This window comes from Catenulispora pinisilvae, from assembly GCF_015356865.1.
In the GTDB taxonomy this organism is placed as follows: Bacteria; Actinomycetota; Actinomycetes; order Streptomycetales; family Catenulisporaceae; genus Catenulispora; species Catenulispora pinisilvae.
Map to the genome: position 1 here is coordinate 16,879 of NZ_JAAFZA010000022.1, position 20,683 is coordinate 37,561.

The 20,683-nt window shown below is 69.2% G+C and carries 17 protein-coding genes and 2 pseudogenes; 16 read left to right on the forward strand and 3 right to left on the reverse strand.

What is annotated here, in order from left to right:
* Positions 1-7: 7 nt before the first annotated feature.
* From IZR01_RS08755 to IZR01_RS54105, 9 genes and pseudogenes are all read left to right on the forward strand, one after another.
* Positions 8-1,189, forward strand: a complete 1,182-nt coding sequence (locus tag IZR01_RS08755; protein WP_194923538.1) for a phosphotransferase family protein — start codon at positions 8-10, stop codon at positions 1,187-1,189.
* Positions 1,189-1,941 (forward strand): histidine phosphatase family protein, encoded by a 753-nt coding sequence (locus tag IZR01_RS08760; RefSeq protein WP_194923539.1) that lies wholly within the window; start codon positions 1,189-1,191, stop codon positions 1,939-1,941. Before IZR01_RS08755 ends, IZR01_RS08760 begins: the two co-directional genes overlap by 1 nt.
* 42 nt (positions 1,942-1,983) lie before the next feature.
* Positions 1,984-2,754: an SDR family oxidoreductase gene (locus tag IZR01_RS08765; protein ID WP_194891891.1), complete on the forward strand. Its 771-nt coding sequence runs from the start codon at positions 1,984-1,986 to the stop codon at positions 2,752-2,754.
* Positions 2,755-3,259: 505 nt separating this feature from the next.
* Complete coding sequence (locus IZR01_RS08770) at positions 3,260-4,882, forward strand: carbohydrate binding domain-containing protein (protein WP_194891877.1); 1,623 nt, start codon at positions 3,260-3,262, stop codon at positions 4,880-4,882.
* Between the two features lie 221 nt (positions 4,883-5,103).
* The gene (locus IZR01_RS08775) at positions 5,104-5,472 is read left to right on the forward strand and encodes a VOC family protein (protein ID WP_194923540.1); all 369 of its coding nucleotides are present in this window, start codon (positions 5,104-5,106) and stop codon (positions 5,470-5,472) included.
* A gap of 101 nt (positions 5,473-5,573) precedes the next feature.
* Positions 5,574-7,127: a succinic semialdehyde dehydrogenase gene (locus tag IZR01_RS08780; RefSeq protein WP_194923541.1), complete on the forward strand. Its 1,554-nt coding sequence runs from the start codon at positions 5,574-5,576 to the stop codon at positions 7,125-7,127.
* A 155-nt stretch (positions 7,128-7,282) separates the two neighbouring features.
* Positions 7,283-7,870, forward strand: coding sequence for an LOG family protein (locus IZR01_RS08785; RefSeq protein WP_194923542.1), 588 nt, complete (start codon positions 7,283-7,285; stop codon positions 7,868-7,870).
* A 142-nt stretch (positions 7,871-8,012) separates the two neighbouring features.
* On the forward strand, positions 8,013-8,153 hold the full coding sequence (locus tag IZR01_RS08790; RefSeq protein WP_194923543.1) for a hypothetical protein: 141 nt from the start codon (positions 8,013-8,015) through the stop codon (positions 8,151-8,153).
* 140 nt (positions 8,154-8,293) lie between these two features.
* Positions 8,294-8,572, forward strand: a pseudogene (locus IZR01_RS54105) (MmyB family transcriptional regulator); the annotation flags it as partial.
* Positions 8,573-8,612: 40 nt separating this feature from the next.
* On the opposite strand, the pseudogene IZR01_RS54765 reads toward IZR01_RS54105, so the two are convergent.
* A pseudogene (locus tag IZR01_RS54765) lies at positions 8,613-8,707 on the reverse strand (GNAT family N-acetyltransferase); the annotation flags it as partial.
* Between the two features lie 116 nt (positions 8,708-8,823).
* On the opposite strand from IZR01_RS54765, the gene IZR01_RS08800 reads away from it, so the two are divergent.
* The 3 genes from IZR01_RS08800 to IZR01_RS08810 all read left to right on the forward strand — a co-directional run bounded on the left by IZR01_RS08800 (position 8,824) and on the right by IZR01_RS08810 (position 12,444).
* Positions 8,824-10,281, forward strand: coding sequence for a benzaldehyde dehydrogenase (locus tag IZR01_RS08800; protein WP_194923544.1), 1,458 nt, complete (start codon positions 8,824-8,826; stop codon positions 10,279-10,281).
* 84 nt (positions 10,282-10,365) lie between these two features.
* Positions 10,366-11,739, forward strand: coding sequence for a glutamate decarboxylase (gene gad, locus IZR01_RS08805; protein WP_438939613.1), 1,374 nt, complete (start codon positions 10,366-10,368; stop codon positions 11,737-11,739).
* A gap of 153 nt (positions 11,740-11,892) precedes the next feature.
* On the forward strand, positions 11,893-12,444 hold the full coding sequence (locus IZR01_RS08810; protein ID WP_194891870.1) for a GNAT family N-acetyltransferase: 552 nt from the start codon (positions 11,893-11,895) through the stop codon (positions 12,442-12,444).
* Here IZR01_RS08810 and IZR01_RS08815 read toward each other — a convergent pair.
* Positions 12,431-14,077: a GDSL-type esterase/lipase family protein gene (locus tag IZR01_RS08815; protein ID WP_194923545.1), complete on the reverse strand. Its 1,647-nt coding sequence runs from the start codon at positions 14,075-14,077 to the stop codon at positions 12,431-12,433. The two genes, IZR01_RS08810 and IZR01_RS08815, sit on opposite strands and share 14 nt — an antisense overlap.
* A gap of 10 nt (positions 14,078-14,087) precedes the next feature.
* On the reverse strand, positions 14,088-17,522 hold the full coding sequence (locus tag IZR01_RS50195) for a beta-sandwich domain-containing protein (RefSeq protein WP_228559075.1): 3,435 nt from the start codon (positions 17,520-17,522) through the stop codon (positions 14,088-14,090).
* A gap of 373 nt (positions 17,523-17,895) precedes the next feature.
* Between IZR01_RS50195 and IZR01_RS08825 the strand changes: the two genes are divergently transcribed.
* The 4 genes from IZR01_RS08825 to IZR01_RS08840 all read left to right on the forward strand — a co-directional run bounded on the left by IZR01_RS08825 (position 17,896) and on the right by IZR01_RS08840 (position 20,624).
* Positions 17,896-19,164 (forward strand): ROK family transcriptional regulator, encoded by a 1,269-nt coding sequence (locus IZR01_RS08825; protein WP_194923546.1) that lies wholly within the window; start codon positions 17,896-17,898, stop codon positions 19,162-19,164.
* Between the two features lie 140 nt (positions 19,165-19,304).
* Positions 19,305-19,838, forward strand: coding sequence for an AAA family ATPase (locus IZR01_RS08830; RefSeq protein WP_194923547.1), 534 nt, complete (start codon positions 19,305-19,307; stop codon positions 19,836-19,838).
* Positions 19,839-20,073: 235 nt separating this feature from the next.
* Positions 20,074-20,442, forward strand: coding sequence for a hypothetical protein (locus tag IZR01_RS08835; RefSeq protein WP_194923548.1), 369 nt, complete (start codon positions 20,074-20,076; stop codon positions 20,440-20,442).
* Positions 20,439-20,624, forward strand: a complete 186-nt coding sequence (locus tag IZR01_RS08840) for a hypothetical protein (protein WP_194923549.1) — start codon at positions 20,439-20,441, stop codon at positions 20,622-20,624. Before IZR01_RS08835 ends, IZR01_RS08840 begins: the two co-directional genes overlap by 4 nt.
* Positions 20,625-20,683: the final 59 nt, after the last annotated feature.

Sequence of the window (20,683 nt, forward strand, 5' to 3'; positions counted from 1 at the left end):
GCCCGCGATGAGCGACAACGAGACGGCTGACGAGGCCGCTGACGAGACAACTCAGGAGACGGCTCACGAGACAACTGAGGAGACCGCGCAGCAGACGGCTCACGAGACAGCTCAGCAGCAGTCTCAGGCCCCGTTGGCCGACGAACCGTCCGGCGTCCGTGCCGAGGACGCGTTCGACGTCGAACGCGTCCACGCCTGGCTCGGGCGCGAAGGCGGGAGCGGGAGCGCCGAAGTGCGCCAGTTCCGCGGCGGCGCCTCGAACCTCACCTACCTGCTGCGCTACCCGGACCGGGACCTGATCCTGCGGCGCGCGCCGGCCGGCACCAAAGCCAAGTCCGCGCACGACATGCGCCGCGAGTACACCATCCAGGAGCGGCTGCGTCCGGTGTTCCCGTACGTCCCGGCGATGGTCGGACTGTGCACCGACGAGCGCGTCATCGGCGGCGACTTCTACGTCATGGAGCGGGTGCCGGGCCTGATCCTGCGCCAGGAACCGCCCGCCGGACTCGCCCTGCCGCCGGACCGGGTCAGGGCCCTGAGCCATGTGGTGCTGGACCGGCTGGTCGACCTGCACGCCGTGGACCCGGCCGCCGCCGGACTGACCGATCTGGGCAAGGGACCGGGCTACGTCCGCCGCCAGGTGACCGGCTGGTCCGACCGCTATCGCAAGGCCCTGACGCCGGATGTTCCCGGCTTCGAGGAGGTGATGGCCTGGCTGGACCGCTGGCAGCCGCCGGACGTGGCCTCCTGCGTCATCCACAACGACTTCCGGTTCGACAACGTGGTGCTGGATCCGGACCCCGCGGCCTGGGACCGGCCGACGGCCGTGCGCGGCATCCTGGACTGGGAGCTGGCCACGATCGGTGATCCGCTGATGGATCTGGGCGGCGCGCTCGCCTACTGGGTCCAGGCCGACGACGCCGGCGAGTTCGGCCTGACCCGGCGCCAGCCCACCCACCTGCCGGGGATGCCGACGCGCGCCGAGGTCGTGGCCTACTACTGCCGGCGGACCGGGCGCTCGGCCGACAACTGGCCGTTCTACGAGGTGTTCGGGCTGTTCCGGCTGGCGGTGATCGCGCAGCAGATCCACTACCGGTACTACCACGGGCAGACGACCAACCCCGCGTTCCAGCACTTCGGGCTGGCCGTCGGCTGGCTCCAGGACCAGGCGCGCAAGGTGATGGCCTGATGCCGGTGCTCCAGCTGGTCCGGCACGGCCAGGCCTCGGCCCACGCCGCGGACTACGACGTGCTTTCCGAACTCGGTGCCGAGCAGTCCCGGGCGGTCGGCCGGGAGCTGGCCCGCCGCGGGCTGCGTGATCCGCTGGTGGTCTGCGGCACGCTGCGCCGGCAGCGTGATACCGCCGAGGCCTTGATCCAGGCCGCGGGACTGCGCTCTGAACCCGAGACAGACGCGCGCTGGAACGAGTACGACCACCTGGCGCTGCTCGCCGAGTATCCGTACCCAGAGAAGCCCGCTGAGGCGAGCGGGCAGGAGCTGGCGGGCTATCCGCATCCTGAGAAGCTCGCCGAGCCGAGCATGCAGGAGCTGGCGGGCTATCCGCATCCTGAGAAGCCCACTCAGGCGAGCGTGCAGGACCTGATCGACAGTGCCCTGAGTTCCTGGATCGCCGACCCGGACGGCAGCTGGCCGGCGTTCGCCGCAGGCGCCGTCGCCGCGCTGCGCGAACTGGCCGCGACGCTGGGCCGGGGCCGGGGCCGAGGCCGGGACGCGGTCGTGGTGAGCTCCGGCGGCGTGATCGCGGCGGTGGCCGGGGCGCTGCTCGGGGCGCCCGCGTCCGGCGTCGTCGCCCTGAACCGGGTCACGGTGAACGCCGGCGTGACGACCGTGACGTCCGGCGCGTCCGGATTGAGCCTGCTGACCTTCAACGACCATGCCCATCTGGCCGGCGGCGAGCGCCGGCTGATCACCTATCGCTGACTGGCGCACATCCCAGGAGATCCCATGTCAACTGCCTCGCCGATGTCCCTGTTCGATCTGACCGGCAAGGTCGCCGTCGTCACCGGCGGCAGCCGCGGCATCGGCCTGATGATGGCCCGCGGGCTGCTTCAGGCCGGGGCGAAGGTCTACATCAGCTCCCGCAAGGCCGACGCGTGCGCCGAGGCCGAGCGGGAGCTCGCGCCGTTCGGTGTCGTCAGCGCGATCCCCGCCGACCTGGCGACCGAGGACGAGTGCCGGCGGCTGGCCGCCGAGGTGGCCGAGCGCGAGCCCGGCGGCGTGCACATCCTGGTGAACAACGCCGGTGCCACGTGGGGCGCGCCGCTGGAGGAGTTCCCGGCGGCGGCCTGGGACAAGGTGCTGGACCTGAATCTGAAGGCCCCGTTCTTCCTGACCCGGTCGTTCCTGCCGCAGCTGGAGGCGGCGGCCAGCGCGGACGACCCGGCGCGGGTGATCAACGTCGGCAGCATCGACGGGCTGCACGTGCCCGGGTTGCAGACGTACTCGTACTCCTCGTCGAAGGCTGCCCTGCACCACCTGACCCGGGTCCTGGCGCGGGAGCTGGGCCCGAAGGCGATCACGGTGAACGCGGTGGCACCGGGGCCGTTCGAGTCGAAGATGATGGCCGCGACGCTGGAGGCCTTCGGCGACGCCATCGCCGGGATGTCGCCGCTGAAGCGGATCGGGCGGCCGGACGACATGGCGGGCGTCGCGGTGTACCTGGCTTCGCGCGCCGGGTCCTACGTGACCGGCGCGGTGATCCCGGTCGACGGTGGCATCGCCACTACGGTGTGACGTTCCAGCGCGATGTTTCGGCAGGTCACGGGCATTATGGCGGGCGGTCGCGAAGGAAGTCGCCGATAAACCATTGCGCCGGCTTGATCGGTCTGTCTATCGTGATCGCACACATGAAAGGAGGTGATCCTGAGTTGAGTTGTATCAGGACGTGTGAGGTGGCTGTCAGTTAGCCGCCCCGCCCGCAAGAGGGGCCGATAGGCCTCACCCGGCAGGTCCGGGGCGGCGGGCTATTCTCCAACAGTCACCCGGCTCGCAGGCTCACCGGTCGTCCCCGGTGTCCTGGGGAGACGGTCCAGGACGTGGTGCACCGCGTCGGACCGGTCGAACCAGGGATCAGCCTGCGAGCCGCTGTGTTTTCCGGCACGGGGATCCTCGGGGCGAAATCAGGCAGCTGCGACGTATTGACAGACCAATAGGTCTAGTCCAATCTGCGTGCTAGCCGCAGCTCCACCAGCGATGGGCGCTCGCCCAACCGCCATCTCGTGCTGCCTGGAGGACGCTCATGCCACCTGTGAATCTCAGTTCCCGTAGACGGCGGTTCGTCTCCGCCGTCGGCGCGATCGCGCTCGCGGCCACGGCCGCGGGCCTCGCGGCGGCCGCCACCGCCGTGCCGGCCACCGCGGCGTCCGGGGACAGCAGCAACCTGCTCACGAACCCGGGTTTTGAGACCGGGGACCTGTCCGGCTGGACGTGTGATGCCGGAACGGGCGCCGTCGTCTCGACGCCGGTGCGTTCCGGCGCTCACGCACTCTCCGGCACGCCTACGAGCTCGGACACCGCGCAGTGCGCGCAGACCGTCTCGGTCCAGCCGAACACGGCGTACACGTTCTCCGGCTACGTCGAGGGCTCCTACGTCTACCTCGGCGTGACCGGCGGTACGTCCACCTGGACCCCGTCCGCCACCGGCTGGCAGCAGCTGACGGTGACGTTCACGACCGGGGCGAGTCAGACCTCTGCCCAGGTCTACCTCCACGGCTGGTACGCCGAGCCCGTCTACTACGCCGACGACCTCGCTCTGGTCGGCCCGGCCGGGCCGCCGCCCCCGCCGACCAGCTCCACGCCGTCGACGACCCCGACCACTCCCAGCACCACGCCGACGACGCCGACGTCCACTCCCACGACCCCGACCAGCACCCCGCCGACCAGCAGCTCCTCGTCGCCGGGCGGCGCCACCTGCCCGGTCAAGTCGCGGCCGGCCGGCAAGGTGACCCAGGGGTACTGGGAGAACTGGGACGGCGCGCTCAACGGCGTGCATCCCGGCCTGGGCTGGATCCCGATCGACGACCCGCGGATCCAGCAGCACGGCTACAACGTCATCAACGCCGCGTTCCCGGTCATCCTGTCCGACGGCACCGCCGAGTGGCAGGACGGCATGGACACCAACGTGAAGGTCGACACCCCGGCCGACTACTGCGCCGAGAAGGCCGCGGGCGCGACGATCCTGATGTCGATCGGCGGCGCGGCCGCCGGTATTGACCTGAGCTCCAGCACAGTGGCCGACAAGTTCGTCTCGACCATCGTGCCGATCCTGAAGGCCTACAACTTCGACGGCATCGACATCGACATCGAGACCGGTCTGGTCGGCAGCGGCAGCATCAACACCCTGTCCACCTCGCAGGCCAACCTGGAGCGGATCATCGACGGCATCCTGGCCCAGATGCCCTCGAACTTCGGCCTGACCATGGCCCCGGAGACCGCCTACGTGACCGGCGGCAGCGTCACCTACGGCTCGATCTGGGGCTCGTACCTGCCGATCATCAAGAAGTACATGGACAACGGCCGCCTGTGGTGGCTGAACATGCAGTACTACAACGGCAGCATGTACGGCTGCTCCGGCGACTCCTACGAGGCCGCCACGGTCCAGGGCTTCCAGGTCCAGACGGACTGTCTGAACAACGGCCTGACGATCCAGGGCACCACGATCAAGGTGCCGTACGACCACCAGGTGCCGGGACTGCCCGCGCAGCCGGGCGCGGGCGGCGGGTACATGACGCCCTCGCTGGTGTCGCAGGCCTGGAGCAGCGTCGGCGGTCAGGTCAAGGGGTTGATGACCTGGTCGATCAACTGGGACGGGTCGCTGGGCTGGACGTTCGGCGACAACGTGAAGGGGCTTGAGGGGCGCTGAGGCGCTGAGGCGCTCGACACGGACACGGGTACGGATACGGATACGGAAACGGATACTTCGCGGGGCTCCATGCTGTTGTCGGGCATGGGGCCCTGCGGTCCCGGGCCGGCGAGTCGCGGCTGTGGGTGCCGTGGTGCAGGGTGGAGGGAACGACGTTTTCCGATCACCGTTTCCGATCACCGTTTCGATCACCGTTTCGATCACCAGGGAGTTCGTGACTGATGGACTACAAGCTGGAGCTCGTCATCATCCCCGTCTCGGACCCGGACCGGGCGAAGCAGTTCTACACCGAGCAGGTCGGCTTCGTCGCGGACCACGACTTCACCGTCAGTGACGAGATCCGCTTCATCCAGCTCACGCCGCCCGGGTCGCCGTGCTCGATCGCGATCGGCAAGCTGCCCGGCCAGCCGGCGCCGGGGACGTTCGCGGGCGGGAATCTCGTGGTGAGCAGTGCCGCGGAGGCCAAGACCGATCTGGAGAGCCGCGGGGTCGAGTGCTCCGAGGTGGTCGAGGGGCCCGGCGGCAAGTTCGTCTACTTCATCGACCCGGACGGCAACCGCTGGTCGGTCCAGGAGACCGGGCAAGGGTGAGAACGTAGGGCACCCCGTGCCAGAGGCAAGCTAAGCGGTGCCCAGACAGACGCTAAGCGGTGCCCAGAGACAAGCTAACTAGAACACGTTACATTCTCGGCATGGGCCTTCCGAGTTCCACCCCTCCTGAACTGCTCACGAAGCTCACCGGCATGGTCGTGTCCACCAGCGGCCGCTCCCATGCCGTGACCGAGGTCTACACCGGCGAGAAGGTCGTCGACCTCCCGCAGTCCGACCCGGCCGACGTCCAGACCGCTTACGCCACCGCTCGCGCGGCGCAGGCGGTCTGGGCGTCCTGGCCGCTCAAGCGTCGCCTGGCGGTGATGAGGCGGTTCCACGAACTGCTGCTGGAGCGCGGCCTGACCGTCGTCGACCTGATGCAGATCGAGACCGGCAAGGCCCGCCGGATGGCGTTCGAGGAGACCTGCGACGTCCTGATGGTGACCAGCCACTACCTCAAGGCGGCGCCGCGGATCCTGAAGGAGCGCAAGCACGGCGGGGTGGTGCCGCTGGTCTCCACCTCGACCGAGGTCCGGGTCCCGAAGGGGGTCGTCGGCCTGATCTCGCCGTGGAACTTCCCGTTCGCGACCAGCCTGTCCGACGCGATGCCGGCGCTGATCGCGGGCAACGGCATCGTGCTGAAGCCGGACAACAAGTCCACGCTGAACGTCGCCTACGGCGTCAGCCTGCTGTACGAGGCGGGCCTGCCGGCCGGGCTGGTCCAACTCGTCTGCGGACAGGGGCCGGACATCGGCTCGGCCATCGTCGAGAACGCCGACTACGTCATGTTCACCGGCTCCACCGCGACCGGCCGCACGATCGGCGCGCAGGCCGGCCAGAACCTGATCGGCTGCACGCTCGAACTCGGCGGCAAGAACCCGCTGATCATCCTGGACGACGCCGACTTGGCGGAGGCGATCGCCGGCACGGTCACGGCCACCTTCCTGAACACCGGCCAGGCCTGCATGCACATCGAGCGGATCTACGTCTGCGACGAGCGTCGTGAGGAGTTCACCCGGCGGTTCGTGGAGGCCGTGCGCGCGATCCAGGTCGGTGGGACCTACGATTTCGCGCCGGACATGGGATCACTGGTGTCGGTCCCGCAGCGCGAACGCGTGCAGTCGCACGTCGAGGACGCGCTGGCCAAGGGGGCGACGCTGCTGACCGGTGGGAAACCGCGTCCTGATCTGGGACCGGCGTTCTTCGAGCCGACGGTGCTCACCGATGTCACCGAGGACATGGTGCTGGCCCGGACCGAGACTTTCGGGCCGGTGGTCTCGATCTATGGCTATACGACTGTCGAACAGGCCGTCGCGCTGGCCAACGACACCGAGTACGGGCTGAACGCCAGCGTGTGGGGCGGCGATCGTAAGGCTGCTGAGAGCGTGGGGCGCCGGATCAAGGCCGGGAACATCAACGTCAACGACGGCCTGGCGGTCTCGTACGCGTCGAAGAAGAGTACGTCGGGTGGGTTCAAGGCTTCCGGGGTCGGTAGCCGGCACGGGGATGCCGGGATGCTCAAGTACACCGATGCGCAGAACGTCGCGGTGCTGAAGAAGCAGGTGCTGACGAATCCGCCGGATACCGACTGGGCCAAGCAGGTCGCCAAGACGGTCAAGGGGCTGCGGTTCATGCGCAAGCTCGGGATCCGCTGAACGCGGTGACTGTTGGCGCCTAGCGTCCGAGATCGGCTCCGCCCTGAGACGATGACGAGGTTGCACGCGACTAGGTTGCATGCGACCAGGTTGCAAGTAGCGAGGTTGCAAGTGACGAGCTTGCAAGAGCAGCCGACGTACATCGGGAGGATTTGGTGCAGCGCATCTGCGTTTTCTCCGGCTCATCGCACGGACGCGGCGAGCAGTATCTCGACCAGGCCAGGCAGGTCGGTACCGTCCTGGCCCGGCGCGGCATCACCGTGGTCTACGGCGGGGCGCGGGTCGGGACGATGGGGAGCCTCGCCGACGGTGCGTTGGAGGCCGGGGGACAGGTGGTGGGGGTCATCCCGCGTGCGCTGGTGGATTGGGACGTCGCGCATCAGGGGCTGAGCGAGCTGCACGTGGCCGAGGACCTGCACCAGCGCAAGGCGATGATGGCTGAGCAGGCCGATGCGTTCATCGCGCTGCCCGGCGGCTCCGGGACGCTGGAGGAACTGTTCGAGATCTGGACCTGGGGGCAGCTCGGGCTGCACGCCAAGCCGGTCGGACTGCTGAACGTCGCAGAGTACTTCACACCGCTGGTCGGCTTTCTGGACCACATGACGCGGGAGGGGTTCTTGCACCAGCCGCATCGGGACATGCTGCTGATCGAGAAGGACCTTGAGACGCTGCTCGATCGCTTCGCCGGGTATCAGCCGCCGGATTATGCCTGGCGGGAGAACCCGACTGAGTCCACCGACTGAGGCCACGGACTGAGGCCACCGACTGAGCTGCCTCCTACCTGAAGACTAGCCCTGTCCTGGCGATCACCCGCCCCATGCCAGGAACCCCATTAGAGGGCTATCGTCTTAGTGACGACCACCTGAATCCCGATTGGAGATCACTGTGCGGTCTGTCTTCAAGCGGCTCGGCGGGTTGGCTGCCGCCACGGCTATCGCGCTCTTGGTGACCGCGGCGCCTTCACACGCGAGCGCCGCCACCGGTACCGTCACGCCGAACGCCACCGCGATCGAGTACGGGCTCTGACTCTGTGGTGGCTACTCTGTGATGGCTAGCTAGATCGCGGTGAAACCGCCGTCGGCGGCCACCACGGCCCCGGTCACGAAGCTGGAGCGGGGCCGCCTTCGACGGCGAGCACCTTGGTCAGTTGGGCCAGAGCGCCCTTCGACGCACTGAGCCGCGCACTACGCCTCGACACCGATGCCCGCGCGCACTTGTTCCGGCTGGCCGGGGCCGCGCCGGACGACCGACCCTCGGCGCGCGCCGCCGAGCAGGTGAGCCCGGCGCTGCGACAGCTGATGGACGGCTACCCGAACACTCCGGCGCTCGTCATGAACCGGGCCCTGGACCTGCTGGCCGCCAACGCGCTGGCCGATGCCCTCTGCGCCCCGTTCGATCCGGCGGACGACCTGGCCCGCATGACCTTCCTGGACCCGGCGGGCCGCGACCTTGTATCTGGTTGCGCACATAGTCCCTCGAAACGCCTCAGACGTCCCGAACGCGGGCGTGCAGAGATGCATATCGTGTCGGCCGTCGTCATGCAGCCCGGCGCTGCGCATGGTGCCCTCCAGTAGAAAGCCGGTCCTGGACGATCTGTTGGACGGCGAGCCTCGGGCTGGTGGTGTTCGGCATCAGGACCCGTACGCTGCATCGGTAAGGGTGAACTGCCAACCCGGCGACCGACAGGAGCGTGCTCATGTCCCTTCTCGACCCTGCCATATGGTCCGGCAAAGCGTTCACCGGCGGCTGGACCACGATGTCCGGCGGCACCGCCCCGGTGGTCGAACCCGCCACCGGCGCCGAACTGGAGCGGATCGGCCTCGCCACCGCCGGCGACGTCACCGCTGCCGCCGAACGCGCCGCCCGGGCCCAGGCCGCCTGGGCCCGTACCCCCTACACCGAGCGTGCCGCCGTGCTGCGCCGGGCCGGAGACCTGTTCACGCGGCACGCCGAGGAGATCCACGGCTGGCTGATCCGCGAGGCCGGAAGCATCCCCGGCAAGGCCGCCTTCGAGACCGGCACCGCCGCGCAGGAGTGCTACGAGGCCGCGGCGCTTGCCTCCCGTCCGATCGGCGAGGTGCTGCCGTCCGCCGAGCCGCGGCTGAGCATGGCGCGGCGGGTGCCGGCCGGCGTGGTGGGTGTCATCGTGCCCTTCAATGTGCCGCTGATCCTGGCCATTCGCTCGGTGGCGCCGGCGCTCGCGCTCGGCAACGCCGTCGTGCTCAAGCCCGATGTGCGGACCGCGGTGTGCGGCGGCGTTGTCGTTCAGCGGGTCTTCGAGGAGGCCGGGCTGCCCGAGGGCGTGCTCGCCCTGGTGCCCGGCGGCGCCGACACCGGGGCCGCGCTGGTCGCCGACCCCCATGTGCGCGTCATCTCCTTCACCGGTTCCACCGCGGCCGGACGCAAGGTCGGTGCCGCGGCCGCCGAACATCTCAAGCGCGCGCATCTGGAACTGGGCGGCAACTCCGCGCTCATCGTGCTGCCTGACACAGACCTGGACCGCGCGGTCTCCACCGCGGCGTGGGGCTCGTTCTTCCACCAAGGCCAGATCTGCATGACCACCGGACGTCATCTGGTCCACCGCTCCATCGCCGAGGAGTACATAGCGCGTCTTGCGGACAAAGCGAACAATCTGCCGGTCGGCGATCCGGCGAAGGAAGAAGTGGCGCTCGGCCCGATCATCGACGCCGGCCAGCGGGACAAGATCCACGCTCTGGTGCGGGCGAGCGTGGACGGCGGCGCTCGGCTGGCGGCCGGTGGTACGTACGAGAGCCTCTTCTACCGCCCGACCGTGTTGAGGGATATCACCGACACCACCCCGGCCTACACCGAGGAGGTGTTCGGTCCGGTCGCCCCGGTCCGGGCCTTCGACGACCTCGAAGAAGCGGTGGCGTTGGCCACGGCCGGCCCCTACGGTCTGGCCGTCGGCATCCTCACCGCCGACGTCATGCGCGGCCTGGAACTGGCCGAGCGCATCCCCACCGGCCTGGTACACGTCAACGACCAGACCGTCAACGACGAAGCGGTGGCGCCCTTCGGCGGGGTCGGGGTCTCCGGAACCGGCGCGCGCTTCGGCGGCGTCGCGAATATCGAGGCGTTCACCGAGACGCGGTGGATCACGGCGCGCGGGACCCAGGTCGAATATCCGTTCTGACGGAACCGCAACGGCCGTCGTGGACTGTTTATGCGCAGGTGGCATACTGCGCCTCTGACGTCAACCAGCCGACACGAGGGAGTGATCGTGGTACACCGTCACGACGACAGCGACGCGACTATAGATCCGGCCTACACCAAGCGCCTGGGTTGCACGAACGTTCCGAAGAACCGGATGCCCGACGGAGAGACGGCGCCGCAGGCGGTCTACCGCATGATCCACGACGAGCTGCTGCTGGACGGCAGTTCGCGGCTGAACATGGCCACCTTCGTGACGACGTGGATGGACCCCGAGGCCGAGAAGCTCATGGCCGAGACGTTCGACAAGAACATGATCGACAAGGACGAGTACCCGCAGACCGCGGAGATCGAGCGCCGCTGCGTCAACATCGTCGCGAACCTCTTCCACGCCCCCTCCTCCGGCGACGCGATCGGTGTCTCCACGATCGGCTCCTCCGAGGCGGTGATGCTCGGCGGGCTGGCCATGAAGTGGAAGTGGCGCCAGCGCCGGGAGGCGGCCGGGCTGTCCACCGACCGCCCGAACCTGGTGATGGGCTCCAACGTCCAGGTGGTGTGGGAGAAGTTCTGCCGGTACTGGGACGTCGAGCCGCGCTACGTGCCGGTGGCCCACGACCGGTTCACCGTCGACGCCGCCGAGACCATGACCTACGTCGATGAGAACACGATCGGCGTGGTCCCGATCATGGGCACCACCCACACCGGCGAGTACGAGCCGGTCAAGGAGATCCACGACCTGGTCGTGGCCTACAACACCGAGCACGGCACCGACATCGCGATCCACGTGGACGCCGCCTCCGGCGGGTTCGTCGCCCCCTTCCTGCAGCCCGATCTGGAGTGGGACTTCCGGCTGCCGCAGGTGAAGTCGATCAACGTCTCCGGCCACAAGTACGGCCTGACCTACCCCGGCATCGGCTTCGTGGTCTGGCGCTCCGCCGACGACCTGCCCAAGGACCTGATCTTCCACGTCAACTACCTCGGCGGCGACATGCCGACCTTCACCCTGAACTTCTCCCGCCCCGGCAACCAGATCGTGGGCCAGTACTACAACTTCGTGCGCCTGGGCCGCGAGGGCTACACCAAGGTCATGGAGGGGCTGCGGGACACCGCGCAGTTCATCGCCGGCGGCATCGGGAAGATCGACGCCTTCGAGGTGATCAGCGACGGCACCGACATCCCGGTGGTGTCGTTCAAGCTCAAGGACACCGACAAGTTCACGGTGTTCCACGTCTCCGACGAGCTGCGCCGCGACGGCTGGCAGGTGCCGGCCTACACGATGCCGCCGAACGCCGAGGACATCGCGGTGCTGCGCATCGTCATCCGCGAGGGGTTCAGCCAGGACCTGGGCGAGGCGCTGCTGCTGGCGCTCGGCAAGGCGGTGCACCGGCTGAACACCACGCCGCCGGCGCACGACGCCGAATCCGGGTTCGCCCACAACTGACAGCTCATGACTGGTCGCTCATGACTGACGGCTCATGACTGGTTGCTCACGACTGGCCGCTCACGACTGAGCGCCCACGACTGACGTAATGTGAACGCCCCCGAGGCGGATCCGTCCCGGGGGCGTTCGCTTCGCCGGAGGTACCTGTCAACCATGTCCATCGTCATCCGCCGCGCCGACCTCGCCGCCGAGGCCGACGAGATCGCCAAGCTCCTGGTGGACTACCTGACCACGGCGCTGCGGGAGCTCCGCGAGACCTTCGGCATCCAGGACTCGCCGACCGACGTCTCCGGCGTGCGGGACTCGCTGAGCGAGTACGGCGATCCGTCCAAAGCGCTGTTCGTGGCGCGGGACCCGGACGGCGGACTGGTCGGGGTGGCGGGCTTGCGGACGCTTGAGCCCGGCGTGGTCGAGGTGAAGCGGATGTACGTGGTGCCCGAGAGCCGCGGCCTGCGGATCGGCTCGCGGTTGCTGGACCGCCTGCTCGCCGAGGCCGAGGGCCTGGGGGCGGCCGCCGTCCGGCTCGACACGGCCCGGTTCATGGCGGACGCCCAGCGCCTGTACCGCTCGCGCGGCTTCGCGGAGCGGAGCCCTTACCCGGGCACCGAGATCCCTCCGCATCTCCAGCAGTACTGGATCTTCTTCGAGCGGGCGATCGATCGTCAGGGTGCTGTCGGTGCTGTCAGTGCTGTCAGTCGTGGATGAGGTCGAAGGACTCCCAGCCGCCGATCGCCGTCCGGTTGGCGATCAGCGGTGCGGATCCGGCGTTGTCGGCGGTCACGATGTCGCCGTTGGCGTGTGCTCGAAAGCTGACACTCCCGTCCGCGTTGTCGAGGAGGTCGAACGATTCCCACGGCCCGATCGCCGTGCGGTTCGCGATCAGCGGCGAGGACCCCGCGTTGTCCGCGGTGACGATGTCGTTGTTCGCATGCGCCCGCAGGCTCACGCTCCCGTCGGCGTTGCTGAGTAGATCGAACGTCTCCCACGGTCCGATCGCCGTGCGGTTGGCGATGAGCGGTGCGGATCCGGCGTTGTCGGCGGTGACGATGTCGCCGTTGGCGTGCGCCCGCAGGCTCACGACCGGCGCCGCGGCCGGTGCGCCGAACAGCGCCAGGTTCACCGCGTTCGCGATCGCCTGGAGCCCGGCGTCGTTCGGGTGCAGGTGGTCGCCGCTGTCGTAGGCCGGGAGGTACATCGTCGGGTTCGCCGGGTCATGGGTCGCGGCGTCCTGGTCCACCACGGCGTCACAGCCGTTGCCCGGGCTGCGCACGTAGGCGTTGAAGGCCTCGCGCGCCGTCTCGCCCTGCTGGGTCCAGTAGCCGGCCCCCTGATACGGCGTCAACGTCGAGCACAGGAACTGCACGCCGTTCTGGTGCGCCGCCGCGATCAGCTGCTGCAAGCCCGCGATGAGTTGGTCCGAACTCGGCGGCGGGCTGGTCGAGCCCAGGTCGTTGATCGGGTCGTCGGCGAAGATCACCCAGCGGACGCCGGGCTGGGCCAGCACGTCCTGCGCGAAACGGTGCAGCGCGCTGGGCCCGGCCCCGTCGACCAGCAGCCGGTTGCCGCTGATCCCCTGGTTCAGTACGCCGACCACGTGGCCGGTCTGCGCCAGCCGCACGGCCAGATCGTTCGGCCAGCGCCGGTCGGCGTCGAACGAGGACGCGTAGCCGTCGGTGATCGAGGCGCCGAGGGTGACCACAGAACCCTGAGACGCCGGATTCTGCACGTCGAGGTTGGTCAGGAAGAAGTAGCTGCCGACGGTCTGCGGATTCGTCAGGTCCCCGCTGCCGCTCACATCGCCGGACGCGATGTAGTTGGTCGCGGAACCCTGCTGATGGTAGGTCGAGGCGCCGGTGCCCTGCGGCAGATAGATGCTGATCGCGACATCGGACAGCGCCGGCACCGCGAACGCGATCGGGTCGCTGACGGCCAGCGCGCCGGCCGCGATGGTCGTCGAGCTCTGGCCGCCGAAGGTGACGATCTGGTCGGTCCCGGCGACGGTGCCCGAGCCGGCGGACCGCTGCGCGATGTGGACGTCGGCGATCGCCAGCGGCTGCGCGCCGAACGCGTTGGAGATCTGCACCCGGGCCGAGGTCCCGCCGATGCTGGTGTGCACGACCTGGCGCAGCGTCTGCTGGTTGAAGGCGGCGCCGCCGCTCTGCGGGGACACCGCCCATGTGCCGGTCCACGGCCCGGTGGCGGCCGCGGCGGCGGCGGTCGCGGCGGTCGGATGGGAGAGCGGGGCGTGCGCGGCCGCGGAGCCGGACGCCGCGGGCGCCACGGCCGTCGCCAGCGCGGTCAGGAAGGCTGCGACGGCCCAGCCGATACGGGTTCTCATGAAGGCGTCCTCAGTCGTGGATGAGATCGAACGATTCCCACGGCCCGATCGCGGTGCGGTTCGCGATCAGCGGTGCGGCGCCGGCGTTGTCGGCGGTGACGATGTCCCCGTTGGCATGGGCGCGGAAGCTGACGCTGCCGTCGGCGTTGGTGATCAGGTCGAAGGATTCCCAGGGCCCGATCGCCGTCCGGTTGGCGATCAGGGGCGCGGCCCCGGCGTTGTCCGCGGTGACGATGTCGCCGTTGGCGTGTGCTCGAAGGCTGACACTCCCGTCGGGGTTGTCGATGAGGTCGAACTGTTCCCAGGTGCCGACGGAGGTCCGGTTGGCGATCAGCGGTGCGGCGCCGGCGTTGTCGGCGGTCACGATGTCGCCGTTGGCATGCGCCCGAAGGCTGATCACCGAGCCGGCCGTGGTGCCCGAGCCGGAGGCGGCCAGCGCGAAGACATGGATCGACGGGGTGCCGACGGCCAGCCCGCCACCGCCGGGCAGGGTCACCGCGGCGATCGATTTGCCCGCGGTCAGCGTCACCGGCACCGAGAAGATGTTCCCGGACCCGCTGTAGGTGGTGTTGCCCTGCCGGTTCTGGTATGCCGAACTGATCGCCAGCGCGCCTCCGGTCGGTGGCGTCGTGGAGAACCAGTCGGGAACGGTCAGGCTGTAACTCTGGGTACTGCCATCGGTGTAGGTGATGACGCCGGATCCGGTGGCCGGGCCGTAGTCGGCGGAGACCAGGAATCCGAGAGTGCCGGAGCCGGACGTGTCAATGGTCTGCCCCTCGGCGACCGTGTTGTCGTTGGTGCCGGCGGCCGAGTTGGGGAAGGCGAAGGTGACGCCGGAGGACGTGACCGACGCCCCGGGACCCGCGCTCGCATTGGTCAGCGCCGTCTCGGAGAAGCTGGCGCCGTTGGCGTCGAAGTTGCCCGGCGCGGTGTTGCTGTCCGCGCTGATGCCGACGTTGTTGAACGACGCGGCCAGGTTCGGGAACGAGACCGCCGGGTCCAGACCGATCTGGACCTTGCCGAGGTGTTTCGCCGCGGTCGCCTTGGTGCCGGTGACCTGAGCGAAGGGCAGCGAGGTGGTGGGCGAGGAGGGCTGTTCGACCAGGTAGGTCGAACCGGCGGTCACCGGCACGCTCAGCGTCCCGTTCGTGGTGGCGGCCACCACGACGGCCCCGGTCGAACCGTTCACCACCTCGGCCTGCTGCCCGGGCCAGGGGTTGCGCACGGTCATGGTCTGCGTGCTGCCGGCCTGGATCGCGGCCGTGGCCAGGGTGCCGCCCTCGACCTGGACGTCGACCTTGGTGTCGCCCTGCACGGACACCGTGCCGGAGGCGTCCCAGCCGGACGGCCAGGCCGGGGCGAAGCGCAGGGTGCCGTCGTAGTCCTGGACCAGCGCCTCGTCGACCGCGGTGGCCACCGTCGAGGACTGCTCGATGTAGGGCTCGTCGCCGGTGTTGCCGTTGAACAGGTTCGCCAGGCCGCTGATATAGGCCTGGTAGCCCTGGGTGACGCTGTTCAGGTCGGCCGCGACCTCGCTACCCAGACCCAGCCGCGCGGCCTGGACCGCGTCGAAGTTCCAGTCCGGGTTGGTCTTGTTGACCCGGTCGGTGTAGGTGCGCTTGGCCAGCGCGGTCAGGTTGTCGCCGTTGACGACGGTGTTGTCGCCGATCAGGCCGTAGGGCCAGACCGGCTCCAGGCCGATGTTCTCGCCGTTCTGCGGCTTGGCCGAGGGCTGGTAGGAGTCGGCGATGATGTCAGTGCCCTGCGCGTCGACGGCCGCGGCGGCGGACGCGGAGGTCGGCTGCGGGTTCAGCAGCTGGGTCTTGCCGGAGTCGGTGCGGGCGTAGGGCTCGATCTGGCCGAGCGCCGTGCGCAGCTGCGAGGCGAGCCCGGAGTCCGTGTTGAGCTTGGTCGCCGCGTTCACCGTCGCGGTGAACAGCGCCTGGCTGGCGGCTATGTCAGTGGTCGGATCCGTGACCGCCCACTGGGTCTCGTGCGCGTTCGCGGTGGCGTGCAGGAAGTTGTCCGAGCCCACGCTCTGGTAGCTGAGCAGGAAGGTGGAGGTCTGCTGGAGGATCGGGTAGTACTTCTGGAGGAAACCGACGTCCCCGGTGGCCTGGTACTGCTGCCAGACCCACAGTGCGATCTCCGCGCCGCTGGTCAGCGTCAGCGCGTTGTAGCTGGGGCTGGAAGCCTGCGCGCAGGAGGCGTTCTGCGTGTTGTTGCCGCCGTTGTAGTAGCCGTTGCCGTTGAACCGCATGGTCTCCGGCACACACGCGCCGGCCTTGCCGCCCATCTGCGCGCTGGTCCAGGACTCGATGTTCGGTAGATCATTGAGATACATATCGAAGATCGGAGTGTTGAGCGCGAAGTTGCCGGAGGAGATGTTCGCCGCGATCTGCCCGCGCAGGTTCCACAGCCAGTACCCGGCCGGGTACCAGTCCTGTTTGTCCTGCGAGAAGTTGAACAGGTCGGCGACGCCGGCCTGGCTGCCGGGGTAGGTGCCGGCGTGCATGGTCGCCGCTTCGAAGTAGAGGTAGAGGGTGCGCAGATTCTCCATGTACTGCGCGGTTCCGTCGGCCGAGCTCATCTCGATCAGGCCGCTGTTCGCCCAGAAGTTGTTCCACCACGCCGACTGTGTGCCGAGCAGTGAGGACGTGCCGGCCGTGGCGTCGCCGCCGATGACGCTGTTCGCGGTCGAGGTCGGATCGCCGCCGGTCCACTTCGGCGAGGCGACGACGACCCGGAACGACCCGTCGGTGTTGGGGTTGAAGCCCACCTGGACCTGCGTGGAGTTCACCACCGAGGCGGAGACGTTCTGCCCGCCGGCGGTGACCGCGGCCATCGCCCCGAAGGTCTGTCCGGAGTTGCCGGTCTGCGAGTTGTCGACCCAGGTCTGGGCCAGGCTGCCGACCGCGCCGGAGGCGGCGGTGGACGGCGTCCGGCCGCTCCACAGGCTCAGCGTCGCGGTCTGCCGGGTGCCGGGGTCGGCGCCGGTGACGTCGAGGACCAATTCGTCCTTTCCGGCCGGCACCCACGCCTTCAGCGTCATCCCGCCGCCGGACTCGTCGAGGACCCCGTTGTAGAGGTCGAGCGAACCGGTGAAGTTCGACGCGGAGGTCATCGCGGTGAGCCCGGGGATGTTCACCTGGCCCGGCGACAACCGGTCCGGCATCGTGTCGCTGCGGTTGAGCTGCGCGGTGAACCCGTTGGCCGCCCATTCCGCGACCCCGAGCGAACCGTTGCCCAGTGGCAGGGACTGGGTAGTGGCAGTGTTGGGCTGGCCGAGCACGACGTCGGAGCGGGAGACGACCCCGCCGGTGTCGAGCTGGAACGCCCCGTTCTGCCACGCGGTGGTGGCGCTGGCCGCGGACGCGGGTGGGGCCAGGCCGGCGGCGATGCCGAGCGGGGCGGCGATGAGCACGGCGGCTACGGCCGCTGACAAGCGGGGACGGAGATTTCGACTGGACACAAGCGCTCCCTGGATGCGGCGCGTGAAGACGCCGTCACGTCGAAGACATCGGAGGTGTTGTAGCGCAACCTGAGGGCCACGTCCAGGGATCGGGGGAGTTGCGCAACTTCTTGCAGATGACGGTGCGGAAAATTTCGAAGACTGATCTAACTGTTGCCAGAGGTGAGCGGCTTGGCAGAGGACTGATTGCCGTGTGCGGGCACCATAGATCTATAGTTAGTCTTTACTCTTGGAAACTTTGACATGAGTACCCTGAGTTTGTTTTAATGTTAAGCGTAAGTTGCGCGTTGCATCTGGGTGTTCCGCTGTCAATCGGCTTCCGGCGGGCGCCTTACTCAGTCATCGGATGTATTCGCCGCCAGCGGCGCGGCCGTACCATGAGTGCCATCCGGATCGATCTGAGGAGGGCATCGTCGCCGCGCCGCCTAATCTGCGAGAAGAGGGCCGTTTACGGGTCCTGCAGGTCCTGCTCGCCAGCAGCACGACCAGCCGGCCGGAGCTGGTCCGGCTCACCGGGCTGTCCCGGGCGACGGTGTCCGTTCTGGTCGCGGACCTGATCGCGGCCGGGCTGGTGCTGGAGGAGAACGGTTCGGCCGAGGCGGAGAACCGCTCGATGGGCCGGCCCGCGCTGCCGTTGGCCCTGAACCGGTCGGTCGTCTACGCGATCGGCGTGGACATCGGGCACGCACATGTCCGGGTCGCCTTGTGCGACGTGCACGGCACGCCGTTGTGGGAGACCGTCGAGGCCAAGGAGGTCGACCGCGCGCCGCACGAGACCCTGGACCTCGCCGCGGACCTGGTGGCGCGCGCCGTCACCGAGAACGGCGTCGCGCGCGAACGCGTCCTGGGCCTGGGCGTCGGCATCGCGGCCCCGGTCGACGCCGACGGCGCGCTGTCCGCCGAGGGCATCATGCCCGGCTGGACCGGCATCCGCCCCGGCCCCGAACTGGAACACCGCACCGGCCTGACCATCGAGCTCACCAACGACGCCAACGCCGGGGCCCTGGCCGAGCACATGTACGGCGCCGGCCGCGACAGCCAGGACATGGTCTACATCCGCCTGTCCGCCGGCATCGGCGCCGGCGTCATCGCCGCCGGCCGCCTCCAACTCGGCGCCGGCGGCCTGGCCGGCGAGATCGGCCACCTCCCCGCCATCCCCGACGGCCTGGTCTGCCGCTGCGGCAACCGCGGCTGCCTGGAGACCATCGCCAGCCCCGTCGCCGTGGCCCGCCTGCTCCAGGAGAGCTGGGGCGAGCCCGTGGCCCCGGCCGACCTCCCCGACCTCCTGGCCACCGGCACCCCGGGCACCGCGCGCGTCATCGAGGACACCGGCGAGGCGGTGGGCCGGGCGCTGGCATCAGTCATCACCCTGATGAACCCCCGCCTGATCGTGGTCGGCGGCGACCTGGCAGCCCTCGGCGAGGCCCTGTTCACCCCGATCCGGCACGGCATCGCACGCTACGCACTGCCCTCGGCCGCCCGGCAGGTCACCGTGGTACCGGGCCGCCTCGGCTCCAGCGCCGAGGTACGCGGCGCCGCGGCCCGGGTGCTGGCGCGCGCGCCGCAGACGCTGGCGGTGATGAGCGGCGGGGAGCCGGGGGAGCTGTCGGCTTGAGGGGCTGAGTGCCGTGCGCCGTTCGGAATCGGTGCCCGGGCCCGGAGTCGGAGTCGGAGTCGGAATCGGAATCGGAGCCTAAGCCGAAAGTCGTTGGCGCGAAGCCGGCCGCGGATGGCAAGGTCCAGGTCGTGGCAACAGTGTTCCTCCTCACCGGCATCCAAGCCGCCGGCAAGTCGACCGTGGCGCAGGCGCTGGCCGAGCGGTTTGAACGCTCGGTGCATCTGCGCGGCGATGTGTTCCGTCGCATGGTGGTCAACGGCCGCGCGGACATGGGGTCGGCCGTTCCGCCGCCGGAAGCGCTCCGCCAGCTCCGGCTGCGCTACGCGCTCGCGGCCTCGGCCGCCGACGCGTACGCCGGCGCCGGCTTCACCGTGGTGCTCCAGGACGTCATTCTCGGCCCATACCTGACGGACATGGTCGCGGCGATCCGTACCCGCCCCTGCAACGTCGTGGTCCTCGCACCGCGCCCTGATGTGGTGCGCAAGCGCGACGAAGCCAGGCAGGCGGCGCGAGGGAAAGTCGCCTACAAGCCGGGCGATGAAGGTGTGTCAGAGCTCGATGCATACCTCCGCGAGCAGACGCCTCGGATCGGGCTGTGGCTGGACACTTCGGAGCTGAGCGTGGAGCAGACCGTCGAGGAGATCCTTGCCCGCGCTGCTTCAGTGCCGTGAGCCCTGCAACACCGCAATGATCTTCTGCGAAGAATCGTTTCATGGATCCGCTGCTGCCGCACGACCCCACGGCCGTCAGCCGCTACCGCCTGCTCGGGCGTCTGGGCAGCGGCGGCATGGGGGTCGTGTATCTCGGTCAGTCGCCGGGCGGCCGGTTGGTCGCGGTGAAGTGTGTGCACCGGCCGCTGGCCGGGGATGCCGAGTTCCGGCAGCGGTCCCGGACGACCTGCGCGAGGTGGTCGCCGAGTGCCTGGCCAAGGACCCTGACGCCCGGCCGGCCCCGACCCGGTTGCTGGAACTGTGGGGGACGGCCACGACGCTGACCGCCGACTGGCTGCCGACCGCGGTGAACACCAGCCTCACCGGCTCCTCGGCCATCACCCAGGCCATGTTCGGCACCGACGGTGCCATCGCCTACCTCGATCAGGGCACTTCGAAGCTCAACGCGTTCGGTACCGTCGGGCTGAACAACACGGGACTGTCCGACACGAGCGTCGCCGCCTACCTCGCGGCGTCCCCCGTCGACACGGCAGGCGGCGGCGTGGTGGTGAACCCGGCCGCCGGCTACGCGAACCCCCCCCGGCGAACAGTTACCCGGCTGTGAGCGTCCCGTACGAAGTCGTCTGCGCCTCCGGCAACGACGCGGCGAAACTGCCGCTCCTGAAGAGCCTCCTGAGCTTCTTGTCCAGTCCCGCCGAGCAGGTCAAGCTGTCCGTCGAGGGCCTGTCCGGGCTCCCCGACTCGGTGCGGACGCAGGTGACGTCGGCCGTCGCCGGCCTCAAATAGCCCCAGCGCAATCTCAGGGGCCTTCTCCATATAACCGCTGGTGAGGGCCACAATCGGGC